The 21869-nt window shown below is 66.9% G+C and carries 19 protein-coding genes; 4 read left to right on the forward strand and 15 right to left on the reverse strand.

The genetic code is table 11. The annotated features are described in order from the left end of the window. Positions 1-10: 10 nt before the first annotated feature. The 6 genes from DD559_RS12130 to DD559_RS12155 form a co-directional block, all read right to left on the reverse strand. Positions 11-1123 (reverse strand): FAD-dependent oxidoreductase, encoded by a 1113-nt coding sequence (locus DD559_RS12130; RefSeq protein ID WP_240610230.1) that lies wholly within the window; start codon positions 1121-1123, stop codon positions 11-13. Positions 1124-1152: 29 nt separating this feature from the next. Next, the gene (locus DD559_RS12135) at positions 1153-2058 is read right to left on the reverse strand and encodes a VOC family protein (protein WP_116470880.1); all 906 of its coding nucleotides are present in this window, start codon (positions 2056-2058) and stop codon (positions 1153-1155) included. A 58-nt stretch (positions 2059-2116) separates the two neighbouring features. After that, positions 2117-4633, reverse strand: a complete 2517-nt coding sequence (locus DD559_RS12140) for a TonB-dependent receptor (protein WP_116470881.1) — start codon at positions 4631-4633, stop codon at positions 2117-2119. A gap of 95 nt (positions 4634-4728) precedes the next feature. After that, a complete protein-coding gene (locus DD559_RS12145; RefSeq protein ID WP_116469408.1) occupies positions 4729-6183 on the reverse strand; it encodes an aldehyde dehydrogenase family protein in 1455 nt (484 codons plus the stop codon). Between the two features lie 22 nt (positions 6184-6205). Beyond that, the gene (locus tag DD559_RS12150; RefSeq protein WP_240610231.1) at positions 6206-7027 is read right to left on the reverse strand and encodes a glutathione S-transferase family protein; all 822 of its coding nucleotides are present in this window, start codon (positions 7025-7027) and stop codon (positions 6206-6208) included. Beyond that, positions 7024-7794 carry a glutathione S-transferase family protein gene (locus DD559_RS12155; RefSeq protein ID WP_116469409.1) on the reverse strand — a complete coding sequence of 257 codons (771 nt, stop codon included), beginning with the start codon at positions 7792-7794 and terminating at the stop codon, positions 7024-7026. Before DD559_RS12155 ends, DD559_RS12150 begins: the two co-directional genes overlap by 4 nt. A gap of 146 nt (positions 7795-7940) precedes the next feature. On the opposite strand from DD559_RS12155, the gene DD559_RS12160 reads away from it, so the two are divergent. Continuing rightward, positions 7941-8603, forward strand: a complete 663-nt coding sequence (locus DD559_RS12160; protein WP_116469410.1) for a glutathione S-transferase family protein — start codon at positions 7941-7943, stop codon at positions 8601-8603. Between the two features lie 39 nt (positions 8604-8642). Further along, the gene (locus DD559_RS12165) at positions 8643-10310 is read left to right on the forward strand and encodes a GMC family oxidoreductase (protein ID WP_116469411.1); all 1668 of its coding nucleotides are present in this window, start codon (positions 8643-8645) and stop codon (positions 10308-10310) included. A 68-nt stretch (positions 10311-10378) separates the two neighbouring features. Here the strand turns inward: DD559_RS12165 and DD559_RS12170 are convergent, their stop codons facing one another. The 5 genes from DD559_RS12170 to DD559_RS12190 form a co-directional block, all read right to left on the reverse strand. Next, the gene (locus DD559_RS12170; protein ID WP_116469412.1) at positions 10379-11251 is read right to left on the reverse strand and encodes an amidohydrolase family protein; all 873 of its coding nucleotides are present in this window, start codon (positions 11249-11251) and stop codon (positions 10379-10381) included. Positions 11252-11260: 9 nt separating this feature from the next. After that, a complete protein-coding gene (locus DD559_RS12175) occupies positions 11261-12823 on the reverse strand; it encodes an AMP-binding protein (protein ID WP_116469413.1) in 1563 nt (520 codons plus the stop codon). 1 nt (position 12824) lies between these two features. Next, complete coding sequence (locus DD559_RS12180; RefSeq protein WP_116469414.1) at positions 12825-13577, reverse strand: glutathione S-transferase family protein; 753 nt, start codon at positions 13575-13577, stop codon at positions 12825-12827. After that, positions 13574-14344, reverse strand: a complete 771-nt coding sequence (locus DD559_RS12185; protein ID WP_116469415.1) for a glutathione S-transferase family protein — start codon at positions 14342-14344, stop codon at positions 13574-13576. Before DD559_RS12185 ends, DD559_RS12180 begins: the two co-directional genes overlap by 4 nt. A 122-nt stretch (positions 14345-14466) precedes the next feature. Beyond that, on the reverse strand, positions 14467-14940 hold the full coding sequence (locus DD559_RS12190) for a MarR family winged helix-turn-helix transcriptional regulator (RefSeq protein ID WP_116469416.1): 474 nt from the start codon (positions 14938-14940) through the stop codon (positions 14467-14469). A gap of 128 nt (positions 14941-15068) precedes the next feature. Between DD559_RS12190 and DD559_RS12195 the strand changes: the two genes are divergently transcribed. Both DD559_RS12195 and DD559_RS12200 read left to right on the forward strand, forming a co-directional pair. Beyond that, complete coding sequence (locus DD559_RS12195; protein ID WP_116469417.1) at positions 15069-15989, forward strand: SDR family NAD(P)-dependent oxidoreductase; 921 nt, start codon at positions 15069-15071, stop codon at positions 15987-15989. Beyond that, on the forward strand, positions 15986-16894 hold the full coding sequence (locus tag DD559_RS12200) for an SDR family NAD(P)-dependent oxidoreductase (protein WP_116469418.1): 909 nt from the start codon (positions 15986-15988) through the stop codon (positions 16892-16894). The genes DD559_RS12195 and DD559_RS12200 overlap by 4 nt, the downstream gene beginning before the upstream one ends. A gap of 300 nt (positions 16895-17194) precedes the next feature. Here DD559_RS12200 and DD559_RS12205 read toward each other — a convergent pair whose 3' ends face one another. Genes DD559_RS12205 through DD559_RS12220 form a run of 4 tightly spaced genes read right to left on the reverse strand, consistent with a single transcriptional unit; the run spans position 17195 to position 21806 of the window. Next, positions 17195-18469, reverse strand: coding sequence for a spinster family MFS transporter (locus DD559_RS12205; RefSeq protein ID WP_116469419.1), 1275 nt, complete (start codon positions 18467-18469; stop codon positions 17195-17197). Positions 18470-18503: 34 nt separating this feature from the next. Beyond that, positions 18504-19550 carry an amidohydrolase family protein gene (locus DD559_RS12210; protein WP_116469420.1) on the reverse strand — a complete coding sequence of 349 codons (1047 nt, stop codon included), beginning with the start codon at positions 19548-19550 and terminating at the stop codon, positions 18504-18506. Beyond that, on the reverse strand, positions 19547-20833 hold the full coding sequence (locus tag DD559_RS12215; RefSeq protein WP_116470883.1) for a fumarylacetoacetate hydrolase family protein: 1287 nt from the start codon (positions 20831-20833) through the stop codon (positions 19547-19549). Before DD559_RS12215 ends, DD559_RS12210 begins: the two co-directional genes overlap by 4 nt. Further along, positions 20823-21806 carry an MBL fold metallo-hydrolase gene (locus DD559_RS12220; RefSeq protein ID WP_116469421.1) on the reverse strand — a complete coding sequence of 328 codons (984 nt, stop codon included), beginning with the start codon at positions 21804-21806 and terminating at the stop codon, positions 20823-20825. Before DD559_RS12220 ends, DD559_RS12215 begins: the two co-directional genes overlap by 11 nt. Positions 21807-21869: the final 63 nt, after the last annotated feature.

The following is a 21869-nucleotide window of genomic DNA, read 5'->3' on the forward strand; positions in this document are numbered from 1 at the left end:
AACGATCCGATCAATAGGGTTGCTGAAGGTCGCGCATCGTGTCGCCGATCAGGGCGGTGGCGGCCGCCTGGTCACCGGCCGCCATCTCGATCTCGCCGACCCGGATCGACGTTTCCACCACCCGGCGTGCGCGATCAAAGCGACGTTGCATGAACCGGGCCAGCGCAGCTTCCACCGGCCCGTCTCCTCCGATTTCCTCGGCGAGCACGAGCCCGTCCTCCACGGCAATCCCGGCGCCCGATGCCATGTGCGGCGTGGTGGCGTGCGCTGCGTCGCCGATCAGCACGATGCGGCCCTTGTACCAGGGATCGGGCAGCAGGAGGCATTCGAGCGGGCGGTAGTTCACCTGTGACTGCGGGCCCAGCCCCTCGCGGATGGTCCGGATATCGCCGCCAAAGGGGGCCAGCAGCTCGGCGACACGGTCGAGCTGGCCCTCGGGCGCATAGCGCGGATTGTGCGGAACATGCTCGAGAAGAAACAGGTACAGCGCGTCGGCGGAGACCGGATTCAGACCGAGCTTGACCGGCGCGCCAAGATACATCTCGGTGCGGTCGATATGCGCGGGACGCGGGGCGACGATCCGCCAGCAACCCTGGCCGGTGAATCGCGGCGGCGGTGCCTCGGGAAAGAGCAGCGCCCGCGTGCGGGAGGCGATGCCGTCCGCAGCGATGACCAGATCGTAGCGGCCCCGCTCGGCGTCGGAAAAGGTGACGTCCACTCCTGCCCCGTCGTCCGCCATCGCCGTCGTCTGGACGCCGAGCCGCACCGCCACGCCGCTCTCGCGCACCCGGCGCGAAAGGATGTCATGCAGCACGGGGCGCATGATGCCGCCGCCCGATTGCACGGTGGTGGGATGCTCCGGCACCGGCGATTCCGCGATCAGATGGCCCTCGACCGAGCGGAGCCGGATGCCGGCGCCGACAAAACCGCGTGCCCGCACCTCGGCAAGAACGCCGAGATCGTCGAACGCGCGCAGCGACATGCCGGTCACGCTGATCCCGGCGCCGTACACGCGCCAGTTCGGATCCGCGTCGATCAGCGTCACGTCGATGCCGCGCCGCGCAAGCGCGATGGCGGCGGACATGCCGCCGATCCCGCCGCCGACGATCAGAACGGATTTCACGCCGGTCGCCCGCCCCCCTTGCGCCGCCATCACGCCGGAACCTGCCAGAGGCCCTTGTCGGGCTGCATCTCGGCATGCGGCACATTGCCCGGAATGATACGGCCGGTGCCCCATTGATCGGTGATATCCGGGGTAGCCGCATAGGTGCGGGGCACCCAGGTCGCCTCGTCCACCTCCTCCAGGTCGCTGGTATATTCGACGGCGTTGCCATTGGGCGTCAGGAAATAGCTGAAGGTGTTGTTGCCGGCGGTATGCCGACCCGGCCCCCAGGTCAGCGTGATGCCGGTTTCGTGCATCCGCGCCAGGCCGCGCATCATCGCGTCGATCGAACTGACATCGAAGGCGATATGGTTGAGCGTCGGCGGCCCCGGCAGGATGGCCAGCCGGTGGTGCGCCGCGTTGCAGCGCAGGAACACCATGAATTCGCCGATCCAGTCCGAAAGCCGGAAGCCGAGCACATTTTCGTAAAAGGCCTGCAGCGCCCTGATGTCGGGCGAATGGAGCACGACGTGGCTGATGCCCAGCGGGAGCGCTTCGTGCTTGTCGAGCGTGCGATACGGCCGGCGCGATCCCTCGCAGATCACTTCGATGGCGCGGCCTTCGGGATCGAAGAAGCGACAGGCATAGCCGCCCGCTGGCCCTTCCGCGGCGCCGGGCGCGGCGATCGTCTTCGCCCCGGCCGCCTTTGCCCGATCGAAGATCGCATCGACATCGGCACGGCTTTCGGCCGAAAAGCCGATCAGGTCGGTCTTGCGTTCCTCGTCCTGCCGCAGCCGGATTACGAAGGCATGGGGCGAGCCTTCGGCGGCGAAATAGATCTTGCCGTCCTGCTCGCCCACTTCGACCAGCCCCCAGGTGCCGCCGAAGAATGCGCGCTCGGCGGCGAGATCGGGCACCGCCAGCCCAACATATTGAAGATCGGTTACGCGTGCCATGCTTTGGGTCTCCAGCCTTGCCGCCACCGCGGCGCGATGCGTGCCAAACAAAAGGGGATCAGCGGAAACGGCCGCCGATGCGAAGGCCATAGGTGCGCGGCGCTTCGTAGGAGCCGACGAACAGGCCGTTCGACGGCACCTGCGACACACCGAACAGGCGCCGATAATTCTCGATATTGTTGACAAAGGCGGTCACCGACCAGCGATCGTCGGACGGCCCGAAGCCGATCGAGGCGTTCGATCGCGTGCCCGCCTCCGCATAGGCATAAGGCGTGAAATTGCCGTCCTGCTGCGCCCTGCCGCGATACAGGGTGCCGCCCTGCAGGACGATCTTGTAATCGCCCAGCGGGATCGTCTGCTCGGCATTGACGCTGAACGTCCATTTCGGCGTGTTCACCGCCGGCTGGCCCGAACAGTCGACGCGGTACACCGGCTCCGATATCCCGTTGATGACGATGGTCGCCGGCTGATAGGGGCAGCCCGTCACCGGGGGCAGCCCCTGGTCGGGCAGGTCGTAGACGAAGCTGTCGTACCTCGTGTGCACATACTGCACCGATCCGGACAACAGGGTGTTCGGCGTGACCAGGATCTGCGCATCGGCGTCGATGCCATAGATGGTGCTCTTGCCCACGTTGCGCGTCAGGAACACGGTGGTCGGCGGCGTGCCGAGATCATAGCCGAACTGGGTGAACTGCTGATCCTTATACTTCCAGTAGAAGCCCTCGACGTTGAGCTGTACCTTGTTATCGAAGAACCGGTTCTTGCTGCCCACCGTCCAGGCCTGGATGGTCTCCGGCTTGTACGTCTCCAGGCCGGTGGCGAAGGCGAACCCCCCGGCGTGATAGCCTGTTTCATAGCTGGCATAGATCATCGATCCGCTGCTGATCCGGTAATCGGCGGCAAGGCGGTAGGTGAACTTGTTGGCGTTAAGCGGCGCGTTGATCTCGAGCGGGGCGTTCAGCACGAACGGCGCAGTCTGCGAACCGCCAAGGGACGCGGGCAACGCGAACAGCGGCACGTTGACGACCGGTATGCCCTGTGCGGCGTAAAAGGCGCGCAGGTCCGCCGCCGTCGGGACCAGCGGGATGAGCGGCGTTGACGGACAGCTGTTTCCCAGCGCGGGATTGCCGCAGAACAGGATATAGGTGTCGCTCACGCCGTCGAAGCGCTTGTCGTCCTGCGTGTACCGGCCGGCCGCGGTCAGCGAGAGCTTCGGCGTGACATGCCAAGTGAGCTTGCCGAAGCCGGCATAGGATTTCGTGCCCGTGGTGAAATCCTGGTACGGAACCAGGGTAAGTTGCGAGAAATAGGTGTTGGTCTTGATCGACTCGTCGAAATAGAAGCCGCCGACCAGCAGATCGATGGCGCCCAGGCTCGCGGCATAGCGCGCCTCCAGGCTGAACTGCTCGTCGCGCTCGTGCGTTTCGGCGCCGCTCATCCCCGGGGTGATCAGGTTGTTGAGCTGCGCCTCGCGATAGGCCGGCTGGACGGTCAACGTCCCCGGCCCGACGTTCCAATTGGCTTCCAGCAGCACGCCCCAATAGCCATTATCGTTATAGGGGCGGCCCTGGATCGTGGCACCGGCGCGCCCCGCCTGGGCGATGGTGCGCGATGCGAGATAGGCCTGGGAACGCGGGCTCAGAATGCCTTCGCTCTCATCAAAGCCGGAAGGCGTGAACACATAGCCGGTGAAACCGGTCGGTCCGAAGGTCGGCGTCGTCGCGCCCAGATAGGTCGCGAAACTCCTGCCATTGCCCTGATGGGCATAATCGGCGGCGACGCGCACGTTCAGCTCGGGCGTCAGTTCGGCATAGACCTGCCCGCGAACGCCCCACTCATTCTGGTCGCCGGTGGCGTCGTTCATGAACGCGTCGTGCGAGGCATGGCTGCCCGAAAGGCGGAAGGCGCCGGAGTCGCCGATCGGCACGTTGAGCGCGCCCTGGGCGATGACGGCGTTGTAATTGCCATAGCTCGCAAAGCCTTCCACCGAGGTTTCGTGGAGCATGGGGCGGTTGGGGATCACGTTGATCGCCCCGCCGGTGGCGTTGCGCCCATAGAGCGTGCCCTGCGGCCCCTTGAGCACCTCGACCCGCGCAAGATCGTAGAAGGTCCCGCTGGTGGAAGACGGCCGGCCAATATAGACGCCGTCATAGTTGAACGCGACCGCAGGGTCCGAATAGGCGTTCAGCGTGGCGTTGCCGACGCCGCGCACCGAAAAGGTGGAATAGGCGCCGCCGGCGCTGTTCGCGACCAGTGCCGGCACCGCTCGGGACAGGTCTTCCGGGCGGGTGACCGCCTGCCGCACCAGATCGTCGGATTTGATAACGCTGATCGCGATCGGCGCGCGCTGCGCGCTTTCGCTGATGCGCTGAGCGGTCACGATGATTTCCTGAAGGCCCTGCTCGGCTTCCGATGGGGTTCCGCTCTGCGCGCCGGCAGGCGGCGGATCGGCCTGGGGCGGGGATGCCGGGACCGGCGCCGTCGGGGCGTCGGCGCCGGACGTGACCTGTGCGGCGGCGGGAGCGGCGATCGCCGCGATACCGGCCGAGGCGAGCAGCCAGAGCGTGCCTTTCATAATCCTCTCCTTGATCGACGCTCGCAGGTTCATGCCCGCGCAGCGTTTTTATTCCTGTTACCATGAATTATGCGCGAGCGTGAGCCCCGCTTCGCTCAGCCCGCGGCTTCCGCCGGCACCGCCTCGTCCAGCGGGGTGCCGATCACGGCCTTGACCTCGAGGAACTCCTCGAGCCCGAAGCGGCCGAACTCACGGCCATTGCCCGATTGCTTGTAGCCGCCGAACGGCATGTCGAAGGCAAGGCCCCCGGCATTGACGAACACCGCGCCCGCGCGCAGCCGCCCGATCAGCCGCTTCGCCCTGGCGGGATCGCCGGCGATATAGGCGCCGAGTCCATAGGGGGTGTCGTTGGCGATGCGAACCGCATCCTCCTCGTCCTGGTACGGCATGATGACCAGCACCGGGCCGAAAATCTCCTCCTTCGCGATGGCCATCTCCGGCGTGACGTCGGTGAACACCGTCGGCTTCACATAATAGCCCCTGTCCATGCCCTCGGGCCGTCCGGTGCCGCCGACCACCAGCGTCGCGCCTTGGTCGATCCCGGCCTGGATCAGTGCCTGGATGCGCTCCCATTGCCGTTGATTGACCACGGGGCCGATATGGTCGCCCTCGTCCATGGGCGCACCGACCGGCTTGGCGGCGAACATCGCTCCCACCTTCCGGGCCGCCGCCTCGGCCTGCGAGTGGTGCACCAGCATCCGCGTGGGGGCGATGCAGCTTTGCCCGGAGTTGAGCAGCACCCCCGCCACGCCGCCGGGAAGCGCCTCGTCGAGCGACGCGCCCTCCAGAATGATGTTGGGAGACTTGCCGCCGAGTTCCTGCGCGACCCGCTTCACCGTATCGGCGGCGTTCTTCGCGACCATGATGCCGGCGCGGGTCGATCCGGTGAAGCTGATCATGTCGATATCGGGGTGGCGGGCAAGCGCGGTGCCCACGCCCTCGCCATCGCCCTGGACGAGGTTGAAGACGCCCGCCGGCACGCCCGCCGCGTCCATCACCTCCGCAAAGATCGCGGCGGCGGTCGGCGCCTCCTCACTGGGCTTGAGGATCATCGTGCAGCCGGCGGCCAGCGCTGGCCCGACCTTGGCGACGATCTGGTTCATCGGCCAGTTCCAGGGCGTGATCAGCGCGACCACGCCGATCGGTTCGCGCAGCACCGTGTTCGCGCCGATGCGCTCAGCGAAATCATAGTCCCGCAGCGCCTTCAGCGCCTCGCCAAGATGGCCCATGCCGGTGCCCGCCTGGGCGGTACGCGCAACGGCGATCGGACAGCCCATCTCGGTCGCGATCGCCTCGGCGATGGCGGGGATGCGCCGCTGATATTCGGCCATCACCCGCTCGAGCAGCGCAATACGCTCCGCCCGGCTGGTCTGCGAAAAGCGCTCGAAGGCACGGCGCGCGGCCGCGACCGCCGCCTCCACATCGGCCGCGGTGCCCAGCACGATCTCGCTCGCCATCTCCTCGGTCGCCGGGTTGACGACCGCATGGCGACGGCCGCCGCGACTGTCGACCCAGGCGCCGTCGATATAATGCTGCGGGTAGCTCTTCATGGTCGGGGGTCCTCTTCGCGGATCAGACGGGCAGCAGGCCCAGTTCGGCATCGGTGGCCGGCGTGCCCCATTTGTCTCGGGGCGGCAGCGGCCTTGCATGCCAGGGTGGGTCCAGCGTGAAGCTGGATCGGGTGCGCCCTTCGGGAAGGTGGCCATTGCCGCCGCCCTGGGCGTAATCATAATACAGTGTCATCAGTTCGCGGTGGCCGTGGCGGCCCTGCGCCACCGGATGGGCAAGGCACGCAGCGCGCCAGCGCGCCACCCGGCGCAACCGCGGCGGCGGCGAATAGCCTTCGTAATAGTCGAGGAACTGGAGCCGCTTGAACATCGGCGTGAATACCAGCTCGGCCCAGCCGAAGCCGCCGAACAGGAAGTCGCCGTCGGGCGCATAGTGGCGCAGAAAGACGTCGAGCCGCTCGTATTGCGCATCGACTTCGGCCGCACAGTCCGCGCGCTTCGCCGGATCGCGGTTCAGAATCATGCGATAGCCCGCGCCCGTAAAGTCGCCGCAGGTGGCGCTCAGCATGGATTCGACGGCATGCTCGAAGGGGTCGCGCCGCGCGACCGCCGGCTCCGGCCAGCGATCCTCGATGTAGCGCATCAGCACCATGCTTTCCTTCAGCGTCGCGCCATTTTCCAGCTCCAGCGCGGGCAGCGCGGTGGTGCCGCCGGTCTTGCGCAGCAGCCATTCTGGACGCGGGCAGGAGATGTCGATCGGATGATCCGTCATCACCTCGCCCATGCCCTTCAGGTCGAGCAACAGTTCCACCCGCTCCGAAAAGGGGCAGCCGGGGATATGATACATCCGCAGCTTGCCCGGCGCGGGCTCGACGTCCCAGCTCATGCCGCCACCGCCTCCTGCCCCTGCCCCTGCCCCTGCCCCGTCGGCATCTCGGTCTGCGAGGTCGCGAACATCGCGATCGCCGCGGGACGCGCGTTGATCCGCTCGAGCCAAGCGACCAGGTGTGGGGTGGCATCGGCGTTGACCAGATCGGGGAAGCCCGTCGTCATTCGGTTGGCGATGGCGAAGTTGCAGATGTCGGCCAGGCTGTAGCTGTCGCCTGCCAGCCATGGGCTTTCCGCCAGCCGCGCCTCCAGGCGGCCGACCGAGATCGCCACCTTGCGCATCGCGTCGTCCAGTACCTCGGGTGGGAAGCCGGCCCGCGCCGTCCGCCACTTGGCCTGTTGTTCGGGCACGGGAATGGCGGCGACCTTCGCTTCGAACTCCTCGTCGGAGAGCGCCCGCGCCATGGGGCCGATCATGCGCTCCCAGCCGATCGTCGAGACGCACCAGCAGAAATATTCATCCACCCACTTCGTCCAGACCCGCATCCGGGCGCGCCCCAGCGGGTCGGCGGGGCGCAGCGGCGGCGCATCCGGAAACGCGTCCTCCAGATATTCGCAGATCACCGTCGATTCGGTGACGATCGCCCCGTCATGGTCGAGCGCCGGGACCTGGCCGCGCGGATTGATCGCCTTGAACCACGGCGCATGGTGCTCGAACCGGCGCGGATCGACGAAGCGCGGCGTGAAGGCCAGCCCCTTTTCGAACAGCGCGAGCAGCGGCTTCAGCGAGTTCGCCGCCGGGCCGAAACTGTAGAGCGTCAGCAAGATCCCTCTCCCGTGCGACGCGGCTTGCCCGCCGCGTCCGGCTGCACGGTTTCATGCCACCGATTGTTCGCGTCGCCAACTAAAATCTGTTTGTGTTACTCACTAATTTGAGTCTAGCGTCCGCGCACCACGATGGGAGAGGCACGGTGCTGGAGCTGCTGACATCGGCGACGCCGAACGGTTGGAAAACGTCGATTTTACTGGAAGAACTTGGTGTTTCCTATCGCGTTCGCGCCATCTCGCTCACCGATCGAGAGCAGAAGCAGGACTGGTATGTCGCGCTGAATCCCAATGGGCGAATCCCAACCCTTATAGATCACGACGCAAACGGTTTTGTGGTGTTCGAATCGGGCGCGATCCTGCTCTATCTCGCCGAGAAGTTCGGCCGCTTCCTCTCGCCCGACCCGGAGGAGCGCAGCCGCGCGATCCAGTGGTTGATGTGGCAGATGGGCGGGCTGGGCCCGATGATGGGCCAGGCGACCGTCTTCCGGCGCTATTTCGATCCGAAGCTGCCGGCGGTGATCGATCGCTACACGCGCGAAAGCGAGCGCCTGTTCGGCGTGATGGACACGCACCTGGCGTCCCACGCCTATCTCGCCGGCGACTATTCGATCGCCGACATCGCCTGCTTCGCCTGGGTGAGCGGCCGCGACTGGGCCGGCATCGACATCGCCGGTTTCCGACACTTGGCGCGCTGGGCCGATGCGATCGCCGCGCGCCCCGCCGTGCGGCGCGGGCTGAACGTGCCGCCGCCGCCCGAGGACATGGCGGCGAGCACCACCCGGCAGGGGAAGACCATCCTGTCCTGACCGCAACGGCGGCAGGGCTTCGCAACTGGGGAGGAGCCAATGGAGCGATACGATATCGAGGCCGATTACATCGTCGTCGGCGCCGGCAGCGCCGGCTGCGTGCTGGCCAACCGGCTGAGCGCCGTGCCGGGCAATCGCGTGCTGCTGCTGGAAGCGGGGGGCGACGACCGGCCGCTCCGCGAACCGTCGCAATTCCTTTCGAACATGCTGATCCACACGCCCATCGGCTTCGGCCGGACGCTGAACGACCGCAAGGTCAATTGGCTATACGAAACCGAACCCGATCCCGGCAGCGGCGGACGCACCCACAAATGGCCAAAGGGCAAGGTGCTGGGGGGCTCCTCCTCGATCAACGGCCTGCTCTATGTGCGCGGACAGGTGGAGGATTATGACGGCTGGGCGCAACTTGGCTGCCACGGCTGGTCCTATGACGATGTCCTGCCCTATTTCCGCCGCGCCCAGCATCAGGAACGTGGCGCATGCGCCACGCATGGCAGCGGCGGCCCGCTCAACACCGCCGATTTCCCGGAACGCAATCCGGTGAGCCAGGCGCTGCTCGACGCCTGTGTCGAGGCGGGCATTCCCTATTCGCCGGACATCAACGCCCGGCACCAGGAAGGCGTCAGCTGGTTCCAGCTGACCACCCGTGGCGGCCGGCGTTGCTCTACCGCCGTCGGCTATCTCCACCCGGTCGAGGGCCGCGCGAACCTGCGCATCGAAACGCACGCGCTCGCACGCCGCGTGCTGTTCGATGGCGCGCGCGCCATCGGCATCGAGTTCCGTCAGGGCGGGCGGCTGGTGCGCGCCCGCGCCCATGCCGAGGTGATCCTGGCGGCAGGCGCGGTCGAATCCCCCAAGCTCCTCGAGCTTTCGGGGATTGGCAGGGGCGAGGTGCTCGCCCGCCACGGCATCACGCTGCGGCACGAATCGCCCGGCGTCGGCGAGAATCTGCAGGATCACTACATGATCGGCGCGCAATGGCGCGTGAAGCCCGAGCATCTGACGGTCAACCAGATGGCGCATGGCTGGCGACTGGCGCGGGAGGTGGCCCGCTATTCGATCCACCGCACCGGCTTGCTCAGCTATGCGGTGGCACATATCGTCGCCTTCACCCGCACGCGTCCCCAACTCGCCTCGCCGGACGTGCAGCTCCATCTGATGGCCGCCTCGGTCGACCTTGCGAAACTCAACGCCGTACAGCGTTTCGATCTGGAAAAGACGCCGGGCATCACCTGCACGCCGTGCCAGCTGCGCCCGGAATCGCGCGGTTCGGTGCACATCGCCTCGGCCGATCCGGAGGTATATCCGACGATCATCGCGAACTATCTGTCCGATCCCGTCGACCAGCGGCTCGCGGTCGAGCAGGTGAAGCTTATCCGCCGGGTAATGGCGCAGCCCGCGATCCGCCCATTCCTGATCGACGAGCCGGACCCATTCGGCGACAGCGACGCGGCGATGCTGGCCTATGCGCGGATGGCGGGGGGCACGCTGTACCATGTCGTCGGCACCTGCCGGATGGGCAGCGACGCGAACGCCGTGGTCGATCCAGAACTGCGCGTGAACGGCGTCGAGGGGCTGCGCGTGATCGACGCGTCGATCATGCCGCGGCTGGTATCGGGCAACACCAACGCACCGACGATCATGATCGCCGAGCGTGGCGCCGATCTGATCCTGGGCACAGCCCTCCCACGCGCGCTGGCTTGCTGAGGGGCGCCGCCCCGGTTCGGCACGTGCGCCGAACCGGGGACGGGCCTTGCGGCCGCCCTCAGCTCTGTTCAGCCGAGCCCCAGCACGCCCAACGCATTGTCCTTCATGATCAGCGGCAGCACCTCGTCGCGGAACCCCGCCTCCTGCGCCGCGCCCAGCCATTTGTCGGGCCGGATCAGCGGCCAGTCGCTGCCGAACAGCATCTTATGCTTCAGCTGGGTGTTGGCGTACTGGATCAGCTGCTTGGGGAAATATTTGGGGCTCCAGCCCGAAAGATCGATGAAGACATTGTCCTTGTGCAGCGCCATCGACAGGCTCTCGTCGGTCCAGGGCCAGCTGGGATGCGCCAGGATGATCTTCATGTCGGGGAAGTCGACCGCGACGTCGTCGACCAGCATGGGCTGACCATATTTCAGCCGGATGCCGCCACCGCCGCGCATGCCGGTGCCCATTCCCGAATGGCCGGTGTGGAAGATCGCGGGAAGCCCATATTCCGCGATCACTTCGTAGATCGGATAGCCGACCCGGTCCGCCGGATGACAGTCCTGCATGATGTGGTGGAACTTGAAGCCGCGAACGCCGTGATTCTCGATCAGATCCCGTGCCTCGCGTGCGCCATAGCGGCCCTTGCGCGGGTCGATCGAGGCGAAAGGAATGACGATATCGTCGTGCTCCGCCGCGAGTTCGGCGACCTCGTAATTGCTCACCCGCCTGGCGCCGATGCCGCTCTCGCAATCGACGGTGAACAGGCAGAAGGCGATGTTCCGGGACCGATAATAGTCGATCGTCTCAGGAATGGTCGGCCGCTTTCGGTCCGCCTTGAAATAGGTGGACGCGGCATCGAAGAACTTGGCCATCACCGGATCCTCGGGGTCATGGCACGAGACTTCGGCATGGACATGGACGTCGATCGCGACGACCTTGGCGGGATCAATCGGCATTGCGCTTCCTCAGTTGACCATGCGCGCGCCGTGCCAATGCTCGGCACGCAGCGCCTTCTTGTCGATCTTGCCGGCGGCGGTCCGCGGAAGGAAATCGACGAACTGCACCGATTTGGGCGCCTTCACGCCGCCCAGCCGGGCGCGGGCATGGGCGATCACGGCGGCGGCGTCGATCCCCTCGGCTACCACCACCGCATGTACCGCCTCGCCCCATTTGTCGTGGGGCACGCCGATCACCGCGCATTCGCGCACCTGGGCAAGCTCGGTCACCGCCGCTTCGACTTCGGCGGTAAACACATTGAACCCACCGGACACTACCATGTCCTTCTTGCGATCGACGATATAGACATAGCCGTCCCGGTCCATTCGCGCGATGTCGCCGCTATGGTGCCACCCGAACTGGCGCACTTCCGCCGTCGCTTCGGGCATCTCGAAATATTCGCGTGACACCAGCACGCCGCGCACCACGATCTCGCCCGTTTCCCCCGGGGCGAGCAGCGTGCCGTCCTCGGCCATGATCGCGACCTGGACGGAGCGCGTCGGCCGCCCGCAGCTCGCGAGCCGCTCGGGATGGTCGCCTGCGGCGGCGGCGGCGACGATCTCCGGCGGCAGCCATGTCGTGATCATTGGCGATTCGACCTGCCCATAGGCCTGGCACAGGCACGGCCCAAAGGCCTCCACCGCCAGGCGCAGCTTCTCAGGGCTGACCGGCGAGCCGACGAGCAGGAGAATGCGTAGCGAAGCCATGTCCTGCCGCCCCAGCTCAGGCGAGGCCAGCAGGCCGTACAGCGCGGTCGGCGGCAGATAGAGGTGGCTGATCCGGTGCTCCGCAATGGTCCGCAGCACCCGATCGGCATCGAAGCCAGGCAGGATCACCTGCGTCGCGCCGAGCGCCAGCGTCGCCAGCGCAACCGGCCCTGCGGCATGGGTGACTGGCGCGACCACCAGCGCCACGGGATCGTCGGTGCGGCCGCCGACCGCCTCGCCCAGCGTTTCGATCATCGTCCCCCAGCCGAGATTGGTGACGACGACTCCCTTTGACGGCCCGGTGGTGCCGCCGGTCGGGAACAGCCCGACAATCTCGTCCGGCCGGCCGAACGGGTCGGAGAAATCGGGCAGCGTTCCCGCATCCACGCCCGCGATGAACTGATCGAGCGAGGGATCGTCGCCGAGCGGCCGGTCCAGGCAGATGCAGCGGTTCAGGGTCGGCACCTGCGCGCGCAGCGCCGCCACTTCCTCGGCGGTGCTCGAATGATAGAAGATCCAGCCGCAGCGCACATAGTTGAGATAGCCGGCATTGGCCTCGATGGCGTTGCGCATGTTGACCGGCACCCACTGGCCGTTGGCACGCCAGATCGCCAGCAGCGCCACCATGATCGCGGCCGAATTCGGCCCATAAAGTGCAACCGGCGCCTGGCCGGGGAAACCCGCTGCCCGCATCGCCGCCGCGATCCGCTCGGTCAGCGCCTTCACTTCGGCGAAGCTCAGCCGCTCGCCGGTTTCGGCATCGATCAGGCAGGCGCGTTGCGGATCGCGGTCATGCCCGCGGTCGAAATAGTCGATCGATCGCATGTCACCCCCAGCGGTTGATTTCGGGCCCCGGCGCCCAGACCTTCTCGGGCTCGGGAACGGTGGCGAGCGCAAGAGCGCGCGCCACCGACGGGTGCGCCTTGACGCGCGCCAGCCAAGCAGCGGTCCGCGGCCGGCCGACAAGCGCTTCGGCCGCAAGCGGCGCCATGCCGCACAGCCAGCCATAGGTTTCGAAATCAGCGAGCCCGATCGCGCCGAACAGCCAATCGCGGCCGTCCGCCAGTTGCGCCTCCACCCTGGTGACCCCGGCGGCGGTCTTGGCACGGCTATCGGCCAGCAGCGCCGCGTCACAGCGGCCCGTGACAGCCTGCTCCCAGCGTTCGGCAAGGTCGGCATTGGCGATCCCGACGGGAACGGTGCGCGGCGGCATGGCGGCGGTGCCGAGATAGGCGGCGGCAGGCGCGACGCGCTCCACCAGCCAGCGGCACCACGCCATCACCTGCCAGCGCGCATAGGGGTCGGCCGGGCGCAGGATCGCACCGCCGGCGACGTCGTCCAGGTAACAGGCCAGGAAGACGCTGTCGGTCATCGCCACACCATCGACGACCAGCACCGGGCCCTCGCCCTCCACCGAATAGTCGAGCTCGGGCGCCTGCGCGCCGGGGATGCCCCCATGCCGCTCTCCGGCGGCGAGATCGATACGCCGCAGCGCAACCTGCACGCCCGTCTCGAAGGCGGCAGCGAGAACCGCCAGCGAAGGCCCGTTCGGTTCGCCGTGATAGAGGATCGCGTTCATGCCGGTTGCTCCTCCAGCACGGCCAGGCGCTTCGCCATGTCTGTGCGGCCCAATGCCCAGCAGGCGCGGGTCGCGGGCCGGGCATAGATCGCGCGCAGCCATCGTATCAGATTCGGCGTTTGCTGGTCGTTCACTGCCTCCGGGCGCGTCGCCGGCAGGCCATAGGCGAGGTTGAAGCCATTGATGTCGGCCAGGCTGAAGCCGTCCGATGCCAGCCATTCGCGCTTGCCGAGTTCCGCCTCGAGCAGATCGATCCCGAGCGCGACCCGGCGGCGCGATTCGGCCATCTCCTCCTCGCCGAACAGGCCGTATACCGCCTTACGCCAGGACGTGCGCCGCTCGGGCAGCGGGATGCGTTCGATCGCAGCCTCGATCTCGGCGGGATCGCGCTGGCGCATCGCCGGGCCGACGAACACGCTCCAGCCGATCATCGAAAAACTGGGCGCCAGCCATTGATCCATGAACTTCATCCACCAGCGCACCCGCCAGCGCTCCACCGGATCGGCCGGCATCAGGGGCGGGCCGGCGAATGCCTCGTCGACATATTCCATGATCGCGGTGGACTCGGTCAGCACGCGGCCGCCGTGCGTCATCGCCGGAATGGTGCCCTCGGGATTGATGGCGAGATAGGCCGGCCGGTGATGGTCGAAGCCGAGCATGTCCAGATAGTGGCTGTCAAAGGAAACGCCCTTCTCCACCAGCGCCAGCATCGGCTTGCCGGAATTGGCGTTCGGTTCCCAATGATAGAGGGTGACCCGGCCCGTCATGCCGCCGCCTTCCGCGCGGCGAATTGCGCCCGTCCTGCCATGGTGCCCCTCCTGTACGGCCAGCCTTATTTCGTATGTTCTACATACGAAATTCCGTCGGGGTCAATGGCTGTCGCGCAGGATTATCCGTGGATGCGGCGGAGCATCTCTACCAGCAACGTCGCCTCGCCGGGGCTGAACAGCGCGCGCAGCCTATTTTCGTATTCCAGCGCACGCTGACGCGCGACCTCCAGCATCGCTCGCCCGGTCTCGGTCAGGTGCAGCGTCTGACGGCGGCGATCGGTCGCGGAGGCGCTGCGCACCACGAAACCGCGCGCCTGCAGGCGGTTGACGATCGCCATCACCGTCGCCCGGTCCATCTGCAGCAGCCGCCCGATGTCCGCCTGCGCGATTTCCGGATGGTCGCCGATCAGCCACAGCGCCGAGAGTTGCTTCTGGGTGAGATCCAGGTCGCCCGCGCTCTCGTTGAAATCGCGGTAGAGCCGGCCATAGGCGAGCCGCAGGTGGAAGCCGATAATGCCGTCCAGCGCACCGAGGCCGTCGATGGCTGCATCTTCGGCGGCCGGGCTGGGGGTTTCCGGGGTAGAACGGGTCATCGCGCCTCATTGCCCGCCCCCGCCCCCCATCGTCAACGCCTTCAACGGACCAGCCCCACCCCCGAATCGTTTGTGTTATATACAAATACGTGGCAGCACACAGCGCATAGGACAGGATGGAGGCTTGGATGCAGGATCTGGCGGGCAAGACCGCGTTCGTCACGGGCGGCGGCAGCGGTATCGGGCTGGGCATCGCGAAGGCGGTGCTCAGCGCGGGGATGAACGTGGTGATCGCCGATGTCCGCGATGACCATCTCGCGGCGGCCGCGGCGGAACTGGCAGGCGGCGCGCGGGTGCTGCCGCTGCGGCTCGACGTTACCGATCGCGCCGCCTATGCCGGTGCCGCCGACGCTGCCGAGGCACGGTTCGGGCGCATCCATCTTCTCGTGAACAACGCCGGCGTCGCGGTTGTCGGCCCTACCGAGCTTGCCAGCTTCTCGGACTGGGACTGGGTGCTCGGCGTCAATCTGGGCGGCGTCGTCAACGGCATCGTCACCGTGCTGCCGCGCATCCTCGCCCATGGCGAAGGCGGCCATATCGTCACGACCTCGTCGATGTCGGGGATCATGCCGCATCCCGGCGCCACCATCTATGCGACCAGCAAGGGCGCCGTCGTCAACATGATCGAGGGCATGCGCGGCGAGCTTGAGCCCAAGGGCGTGATCTGCTCGGTCTTCTGCCCCGGCGCCGTCGCCACCAATATCGCGCAGGCGGCCCAGACGCGCCCCGCCGCACTCGCCGACACCGGCTATGCCGAGGCGGATCGGCGGCGCGCGGCGGGCGGCAACACCCATCTGTTCCAGACCAAGGAAGAAGTCGGCGAACGGGTGTTGCGCGGTATCCTTGCCGACGAGTTGTACATCCTTACGCACAGCGAGTTCCGTCAGGGGATCGAGGATCGTGCGGCGGCGATGCTGGCGGCGGTGCCCGATCTGCCGGAGAATGCCGAATACAAGGAAAGCTACAAGATCCTGTTCCGCAATCCCGCCCATGCCGCCGAGGCCCTGCGGCAGCGGGGGCTGAACGCCGGTCGGGAGATCGTCGCATGAAGGATCTAGCGGGCCGTACCGCCTTTGTGACCGGCGGCGCCAGCGGCATCGGCCTGGGGCTCGCGCGCGCGCTGCTGGCGGAGGGATGCAAGGTGGCAATCGCCGATATCCGCGCGGACGCGCTCGACGCGGCGCTGAAGACGCTGGACAATGCCGAAGTGATCGCTCTCCGCCTCGACGTCGCCTCGCGCGACGATTTCGCGGCGGCGGCGGACGAGGCGGAAGCGCGGCTCGGACCGGTCAGCCTCGTGTTCAACAATGCGGGGGTGAACCTCTTCCAGACGATCGACGCCTCCTCCTATGACGACTGGGACTGGGTGATGGGCGTGAATTTCGGCGGCGTCGTCAACGGCGTCGCCACCTTCGTGCCGCGGATCAAGGCGCGTGGGCAAGGCGGCTATGTCGTCAACACCGCGTCGATGGGCGCGTTTCTGGTCGGGCCCGCGCCGGGCATCTACACCACCGCCAAATTCGCGGTGCGCGGCCTCAGCGAATCGCTCCGCTACAGCCTGGCGCCGCACGGGATCGGCGTGTCGCTGCTGCTTCCCGGCTTGGTGAAGAGCAACATCTATGCCAGCGACGAGGTGCGGCCGGAATCGCTAAAGGCCGACGCCAAGCCGACCGATGCCGCCTGGGTGGAGCGGCTGGCGGGCGTCCACCAGTCCGGCATGGAGCCCGACGTCATCGCCGCGCGCGTGATCGAGGCGATCCACGCCAATCGCTTCTACATCTTCTCGCATCCCGAATTCCGCGACGAGGTGCGGGAAGTCTTCGACGAGATCGTCGCCGCTTTCCGCGATTATCCCCCCGATCCGGGTCTGGAGCAGCGTCTGGGCTTCGAAGCGACGCGCCGCGCCCGCTATGCCGAGGCGCGGGCCGCCGCGCGGGGCGAGGACGGGGCATGACGCCAAGCCTCCTCCTTTCCTCGTTCCGACTTCAACGCAGCCGGAAGAGGCTTGGCACCGGTTTCTGATACCGAGCGACGTTGGCAAGGATCCTTAAAATCATAACCCCGGCGAAAGACGGGGCCGATCAGGGTCTCACTGTCCCCTTTTCCTGACACCGACAGGCGAATGTATCCCGGCTTGCGCCGGCTTGGTACCGAGGAGCCCGTATCGATGAACGTTGGTCTGAGCCGGAGGTTTGCTAACCAAAAACGCTGACGATCGTACCGACTCGCGATGCGCGCCGAATAAATCGCGGGATTATTGCGACGCGGCCCGCGATTGGCGATAGGCGAGCAGTAGGAACGCCGTCGCAATCACAGGTGTGACGATCATCGTCGCCAGGCCGTAGCGAAGCGATTCGACGCCATAGCGCGGAACCAGAAAGTCGCTGACGACTCCGACCACGAACGGCGCCAGCGCATTGCCGATCAGCCCGGCGGCGAAAAGCATCAGCGTCGATCCCAAGGCGCGAGCTTGAGAGCCGACGATGCCGCTTCCCAGCGCGAAGCAGGGCGCGATTCCGAGCGCGATCAGGAAAGACATGAGTCCGGCCGCGACCATCGCTCCGCCCGTGGTGGGAGCGAAAACGAACAACAATAGAAACGGTGTGGCGAGCGGCGTGGCCACCAGCGGCACCATCAGCCCGGCGCGCTCACTTCTCCGCCACACAATCAAGCGGTTCGCGATGATGCCGCCGATCATCGTGCCGGCGATCCCGCCAAATCCAACCGCCGGCCCGATTACCGCGCCGACCTGCGCCAGCGGGACCCCATGGCTCCGCTGCAGAAAGGCGGGCCCCCAGGTGCCCAGCACGGCGCCGATCGTGCTGAGGAAACCGATGGCGAGTGAAAGTGTGACGAAGCCGGGCGTCCGCAGCACATGGGAAAGCGCCCGGCCTGGGCCCTCGATCTCCGCTGCCGGGTCGAGCTTGATATCATCGCGCTGGCGCTCTGGGTCCCGCACAACCACCATCATCGCGAGCAGAAGAACGAATCCGCCAATCCCGCAGATCACGAACATCCACCGCCAGCCATGCACCGATGCCAGCACCCCCGCCAGGATCGAGCCGCCGATCAACCCGACGAAGGTACCCGAGTGGAAAAATGCCACCGCGCCCGGGCGCTTGGCAGGCGCACGTAGGTCGCCGATCATCGACAGCGCCACGGGAAACACGGTCGCCTCGCCGATGCCGACTAGCACCAGCGCCGCGGCAAGGCTGGAAAAGCCGCTGGCCGCGCCGATCAACGCGGTCGCCGCCGACCAGATCGCCACCCCGCCGAGCAGGATCAGCTTGCGGTTGCCACGATCGACCCAGTGGGCGATCGCCAGCCCCGCGAACAGGTTGAACGCGATGAAGATGGCGCCGTTCAGCAGCGACATCTGCGTATCGGTGAGCAGCAGATCGTGTTTCACGGGATCGACGACGACGCCCAGCAGCGCGCGATCCCCCCAGCTGAGGGTGTTGGCGAGGAACAGCGCCAGCAGCGTCGTCTTCGCTCGCCAGTCGCCCGCATCCGATTGGTGTCTCGTCATCCGCCCCTCCTCCCCTAGCCTGCCTTGTTCCGTGTCAGCCGACCGTCAGCCCCAGCAGCGCCGCCGCGTTCAGCCCCAGGATCTTCGCCTGTTCCTCGTCGGAAAGTCGCCGGTGGAAGCCAACGGGATCGGGCTCGGCCATGTCGAACGGATAATCAGTGCCGAGGCACAGCCGGTCGGCGCCATGCGTGCGCACCAGGCTGTCGAGCTGGTCCTGGTCGAACACCAGCGTATCCAGCCACAGCTTGCGCAGATAGCTGGAAGGCGTGTGGCGGCAATGCTCCGAACAATCCGCTCGGGCGCGCCAGCCATGGTCCATCCGCCCCCAATAGCCGGGCATATAGCCACCGCCATGCGCGACGCAGATCCTGAGCGCCGGGTGCGCATCCAGCACCCCGCCGAAAATCAGGTGCCCGATCGCCAAGGTGGATTCGAGCGGATTGCCGATCAGATTGTTGAAATAATATTCGCTCATCCGCTGCGCGTGCGTAAAGCCGAGCGGGTGGAGGAACACGAGCACGCCCAGTTCCTCGGCCGCCGCCCAGAACGGGCGGAACTGCGGATCATGCAGGTCGACGCCGTTGACGTTGGAGCTGATCTCGACGCCGCGCAGGTCGAGTTCGCGAACGCAGCGGCGCATTTCCGCTACGGCCAGTTCCGGCGCCTGGAGCGGCACCGTTCCCATGCCGACGAATCGATCCGGATGGGCAGCGACCGCCGCCGCGATGCCGTCATTCACCGCGCGTGCCGCCTCGCGCCCGGTTTCGGCGTCGGTGTAGTAGAAATATTGACCGGGGCTCGGGGAAATCGCCTGCACGTCGATGCCCATGCGGTCCATGTCCGCCAGCCGCGTGTCGACGGTGTTGAGCGTCCGGCCCATGCTTGCGAACATGGCCCGGTTCACCTCATTGGTCCGGGCACTGGTGAAATCGTTGATCCCCGGCGGCGGGCCGGGATAGCGGTCCTGGACGATCGCGTCCGCGGCGGGAATGCCCAAATGGCAATGGATGTCGACGGTAAGGTGCCGCCCCCGCGCGGCGACACGGATCGGCCGGCGTTCGCCGCAGGTGGTGATGGTCATGGCAGATCCCTTGCGCGGTGAATGGTTCCGGCGCAGTCGCCAAAGCCGATCGGGCGATAGCCTTCGGCATGGGCGCGCCCGCGCAGGACAAGCGTGTCGCCATCCTCCAGCATGGTGCGCGTGCTGCCGTCGGGAAGCGCGATCGGGCTGCCGCCGCCCAGAGTGATCTCGGCAAGGCATGCGCGCGCGCCGGGCGCCGCGCCCGAAACGGTGCCGGTGGCGATCAGGTCGCCCGCCTCCAGTGGGGCGCCGTTGGAGGCCTGATGCGCGGCCATCTGCGCCAGCGTCCAGTACAGGTCCGAAAGCTCGGTCTCGGTCACGCGCAGCTGCGCGCCGCCGGGCGCCACCAGATCCGCGGTCAGCGTCACCGAACAGGCGCCTGCCTGCCGATCGGCCGCGTCGAGCAGATAGCCCGGAATCGCAGGCTCCCCTGCCCCGCGGCCGCGGGCGGCGACGCGAAACGGCGCCAGCGCCTCCATCGTCACGATCCATGGCGACACGGTGGTAAGAAAGCTCTTGCCGAGATGCGGGCCCAGAATCATTTCGAAGAACTGGATGGCGCGCGCCGACCAGTCGTTCACCAGGCAACAGCCGAACAGCAGATCCTCGGCGGCTGCGACGCCGATCGGTTCGCCGAGCGCCGTGTCCGCCCGCAACCACGCGCCGAATTCCAGCTCGAAATCGAGCAGCGGCTCCGGCCCCCATTGCACCGCGCCGCTGCCGGGCGGCATCTCGAACTGCCCCATCGGCCGGATCACCGGCGTACCGCTCACCCGCACCGAACTGGCGCGGCCATTATAGGCGACCGGCAGCGAAAGCGCCGCCGGCTTCGGCGTGCCGCCGCCCATGCGCGCGATGTGATCGAACGAGGTGCAGAAATCGGTGAAGGCGGGCGGCTTGAGCGGCAGCAGCATCTCCGCATCCGCCATCGCGACCAGCACCGGCTCCAGGCGGGCGCGGTGCGCCGATCCCGCGCGGAACAGCGCGAACAACCGCGCCCGCAACGCACTGACCGCCCCGGCCGGCTGGGCCAGCAGCGGGGCAAGGCTGTCGCCGCAGGCCGCGCGGGCGGCCGCCAGCGCCTCTCCTTCCAGCAGCCCGCTTGCCGCCAGCGCCTGCAGATCGACCAGCCTATCGCCCAGCGCCACGCCGCCGCGCGCCACGCCCGCGCTACGAAACACGCCGAAGGGCAGGTTCTGGATTGGAAAGTCGGTGTCGCCATTGGCACTTTCGACCCAGCTGGTCACCGCCGGATCATGGGTGGCGTTCGGCTCAATGGGCATGGCCGCACTGCTCCGCATGCGCCTTGGTTTCCCAGTGGAAGCGCCCCATCGCGCCGAACAGGTCGCGGGACTCCTCGGGCGTGAAGGGCACGCCCCATTGCCGGTACAGCGAAAAGACGTTGGCGACGATCCGCTCGGGGTCCTTCCAGTTGCGATATTCGGTCATGTTGATGTCGCGCGCCGCCTCCAGGCAGGTCATCCCCGCCTCGAACCGCCTCCGCGCCTCGTCCCGCACATATTCGAAATAGGCCTTCATGTTCTTCACGGAGGCGAGATCGGAAATCGGGCCGTGCCCGGGCACCACGATCTCCGGATCCAGCGCGACGATCCGGTCGCAGGCGGCGATCCAGTTCTCGATCGGCCCCGCCCACATGATCGGATGCCCTTCGTTGAACACCAGGTCGCCCGTGAAGATGGCGCGATCCGCCGGCACCCATGCGATGGTGTCGGAACTGGTGTGCGCGGGCCCCATGTCGATCAGCTCGACCGTCTTGTCGCCCACCGTCACGGTCATCTGCCCGTCGAACAACGTGGTGGGGAAGGCGAGCGCATCGACGCCGCCGAAATCGAACTTCCCCATGGTCTCGAACAGGAAGGCGCCGCCGTCGCCCATGTTCATGTAATTCGTCCGCAGCGCGGCGAGCGCCTTGGGATCATATTCGTGCATGTCGTCCCGGCAGCGCGTGGTGGCGATGATCTCCGCCCCCTCGACCAACCCATTGCCGAAGAAATGATCGGGATTGGCGTGCGTGTTGAACAATCGGTCGATCCGGCCGCCACCGGGCACGCGGCGAAATGCCTCAAGCATCTCGCGGGTGAGGTCCAGCCCCATCAGCGTATCGACCAGCAGCGTCTGGCCCTGCGAGACCAGCAATCCGGCGTTCGACCAGCCCCAGCCGCCATCCGGCTGGACATAGCCGTACAGACCGTTGCCAAGGTCGTGCACACCGCGCGTGAACGGCCAGTTCGCCATCCTCCCACTCCTCACCAATTTTCTTTTCCAGCAAGTCTAGGGCTGGAATTCCGCTTTGCAAGA

This window comes from Sphingomonas pokkalii (assembly GCF_003096275.1).
Lineage (GTDB): Bacteria > Pseudomonadota > Alphaproteobacteria > Sphingomonadales > Sphingomonadaceae > Sphingomonas > Sphingomonas pokkalii.

Coding starts and splice junctions, on each gene's coding strand:
- DD559_RS12175 (WP_116469413.1), bottom strand. CDS start 12,823: ATGCGATCGATCGACTATTTCGACCGCGGGCATGACCGCGATCCGCAA.
- DD559_RS12200 (WP_116469418.1), top strand. CDS start 15,986: ATGAAGGATCTAGCGGGCCGTACCGCCTTTGTGACCGGCGGCGCCAGC.
- DD559_RS12180 (WP_116469414.1), bottom strand. CDS start 13,577: ATGAACGCGATCCTCTATCACGGCGAACCGAACGGGCCTTCGCTGGCG.
- DD559_RS12170 (WP_116469412.1), bottom strand. CDS start 11,251: ATGCCGATTGATCCCGCCAAGGTCGTCGCGATCGACGTCCATGTCCAT.
- DD559_RS12185 (WP_116469415.1), bottom strand. CDS start 14,344: ATGACGGGCCGGGTCACCCTCTATCATTGGGAACCGAACGCCAATTCC.
- DD559_RS12195 (WP_116469417.1), top strand. CDS start 15,069: ATGCAGGATCTGGCGGGCAAGACCGCGTTCGTCACGGGCGGCGGCAGC.
- DD559_RS12220 (WP_116469421.1), bottom strand. CDS start 21,806: ATGGCGAACTGGCCGTTCACGCGCGGTGTGCACGACCTTGGCAACGGT.
- DD559_RS12210 (WP_116469420.1), bottom strand. CDS start 19,550: ATGACCATCACCACCTGCGGCGAACGCCGGCCGATCCGTGTCGCCGCG.
- DD559_RS12215 (WP_116470883.1), bottom strand. CDS start 20,833: ATGCCCATTGAGCCGAACGCCACCCATGATCCGGCGGTGACCAGCTGG.
- DD559_RS12145 (WP_116469408.1), bottom strand. CDS start 6,183: ATGAAGAGCTACCCGCAGCATTATATCGACGGCGCCTGGGTCGACAGT.
- DD559_RS12150 (WP_240610231.1), bottom strand. CDS start 7,027: ATGAGCTGGGACGTCGAGCCCGCGCCGGGCAAGCTGCGGATGTATCAT.
- DD559_RS12190 (WP_116469416.1), bottom strand. CDS start 14,940: ATGACCCGTTCTACCCCGGAAACCCCCAGCCCGGCCGCCGAAGATGCA.
- DD559_RS12205 (WP_116469419.1), bottom strand. CDS start 18,469: ATGACGAGACACCAATCGGATGCGGGCGACTGGCGAGCGAAGACGACG.
- DD559_RS12165 (WP_116469411.1), top strand. CDS start 8,643: ATGGAGCGATACGATATCGAGGCCGATTACATCGTCGTCGGCGCCGGC.
- DD559_RS12140 (WP_116470881.1), bottom strand. CDS start 4,633: ATGAAAGGCACGCTCTGGCTGCTCGCCTCGGCCGGTATCGCGGCGATC.
- DD559_RS12135 (WP_116470880.1), bottom strand. CDS start 2,058: ATGGCACGCGTAACCGATCTTCAATATGTTGGGCTGGCGGTGCCCGAT.